Annotated in this window: 2 protein-coding genes and 1 pseudogene; 1 reads left to right on the forward strand and 2 read right to left on the reverse strand. The window is 55.7% G+C overall.

The genetic code is table 11. The features are described from left to right. Positions 1 to 99 precede the first annotated feature (99 nt). The gene (locus tag K206_RS42435) at positions 100 to 561 is read left to right on the forward strand and encodes a WbqC family protein (RefSeq protein WP_081651643.1); all 462 of its coding nucleotides are present in this window, start codon (positions 100 to 102) and stop codon (positions 559 to 561) included. Here K206_RS42435 and K206_RS0136490 read toward each other — a convergent pair. Next, positions 541 to 1,650: an acyltransferase gene (locus K206_RS0136490; protein WP_081651644.1), complete on the reverse strand. Its 1,110-nt coding sequence runs from the start codon at positions 1,648 to 1,650 to the stop codon at positions 541 to 543. The genes K206_RS42435 and K206_RS0136490 overlap by 21 nt on opposite strands. Positions 1,651 to 1,795: 145 nt before the next feature. After that, positions 1,796 to 2,078 (reverse strand): annotated as a pseudogene (locus K206_RS40535) (hypothetical protein); the annotation flags it as partial.

A 2,078-nucleotide genomic window follows, 5' to 3' on the forward strand; every position in this document is an offset into this window, starting at 1 on the left:
CACAAAAATACGGATAGGCCCGGAAGCGGCCGCCAACGCAAGGCGGTGAGCCGACAAGTGAATGCGACAAGCGTGTGACGCGACGAAATCAACGACGTGATGAAGAGAATTGCCATTGTTCAATCCAACTACGTGCCGTGGAAGGGTTACTTCGACATGATTGCATCGGTCGATGAGTTCGTTCTGTACGACAGCGTTCGGTACACCAAGAACGATTGGCGAAGCCGGAACCGAATCAAGATACCGCAGGGTGTGCGCTGGCTGACTGCGCCCATGAAAACTGGCGGGCGGTTCGGGCAAACCATCAGCGAGGCTCAGATTGATGGCAGCGAGTGGGCGCGTGCGCATTGGGCAACTCTTCACCAGAGCTACAAGCGACTACGCCCTGATCGGAGAGGGGTCTTAGAACCTGTTTGGAAATTCAAGGATGGGCAATTCTGCGCAGCAGCAGACCGCCCATCCTCGAATTTCCGAACGGGCTCTTGCAGCTACGACCACTGCCGCTTCGGTCATGAGCGTCTCGGTTGCCGCTACGTTGAATTAGGTTGTACTGGTCGATGAGCGTAAGGAGGCCTTGTCCATGCGGTCGATGGTCCTCGCGCCGAAAGCAACCATAGGGCTCTCAATCGTTCTGTACATTGCTTGCGCGATTCCGAAGGTGATGGCAATCGTGGAGAGGTAGAAGAGCGCGAGGGTCAGGTCGGCGCCGATGTACCTCTGTAGGCCGAGCTTTGTGTTGATCAGCACGCTTAGTCCGTTGAGGACGGCGAAGTGGCACAGGTACATCGAGAACGAGTACTTGCCGATTGGGTGCAGCCATTTGTGCAGCTTCTGAGGGGATGCCTTCAATTGCTCTGCAACCCCGAGGAACGCGAAGGCAGAGAACGTGGGCACCAGGCCAAACTGGCCGGTTTCCCACAGCGCCAGTGCGATTGTAAGGAAGGCGGCGAACTGAATCGCCGGGTACTTCCAGACGCGCCCCTTCTGCGATTCGAAAAAGTAGGCCATACCAACTACGAACACCGCGAGTTGCGTGAGGATGCTGAAATAGAGGAAGCTGCCGTTGTACAGCTTGAGGCCTGCGTAAGCCTCAAGTAGTGGCAGTGCGGCGGCCGTCGCGCCGATGGCAACTAGCACAGCATAGAGTTGATTGCTCATCCGCTCCATCGCCCTGAACAGAAGCGGGAAAATGGCGTAGAAGATCATCTCCGCGGCGATCGACCAACCGCCAGGTACGATCGTGTTATTGGCGGGAGGATAGAGCCCGTGCACAAACAGCGCGTTGGCGATGATGTTGGTCAGCGTGTACTGGTCCGCGTTGGGATAAGGGCCGACCCCATACTTGCTGACGCCGATCGTCCATACTGTGTAAAACGCGATTCCGATGTAGTAGGCGGGGGCAATGCGGAAGAAGCGCCTCAGGTAGAACTTGAGCAAGGGGCGTGATTCTTCCCGCCTTGCATTCGTCGAGAGGCACAAGGTCAATGCCGAGGCAACGAAGAACAATTGGACGCCCATTTGACCGTAGGTGAAGAGCTTTGCTATGGCCGTCGTTCCTTGAACATACTGGCCGCAGTGCACTGCTATCACCATAAGGATGGCGATGGCGCGCATTGTGTCAATCCAGGCAAATTTTTTCGGCTCTGACATTTATTGCTGCCGGAGAGGGCTCATTACGTAAGCGATTGTGCTTGGTGAGCCGCATGGGAACGCACCAACACCGGGTTGCAGAAGGATAACAGAACGATTCGCCTGAACGAGACCAACCATGTTTCATCGTCTCTAGTCCAATGCGTCATTGATTTGGCACCGGGCGAATTCGCCGAGATGAATCGGCGTACTTCCACTTGATTGACTTGGGATTCTTGTTGTGTTGACGGATATAGCGCATCAGCTTGCGGTCCAGGTCCTTCACTGAAGTGAAGACGCCGAGCGCGATCACATCGTCCACGCAGAACACCGCCACATGCGCGGGCGGATTCAGATACAACCCAATCACGTCTGCGATTTTGGTCTCGAAGTTGGGATCGTTGGAGATCATGTGCTGCTCCAGCCTGAGCTTCCCCGGAAATTTCGCC

It is taken from the genome of Cupriavidus sp. WS (assembly GCF_000395345.1).
GTDB lineage: Bacteria > Pseudomonadota > Gammaproteobacteria > Burkholderiales > Burkholderiaceae > Cupriavidus > Cupriavidus basilensis_B.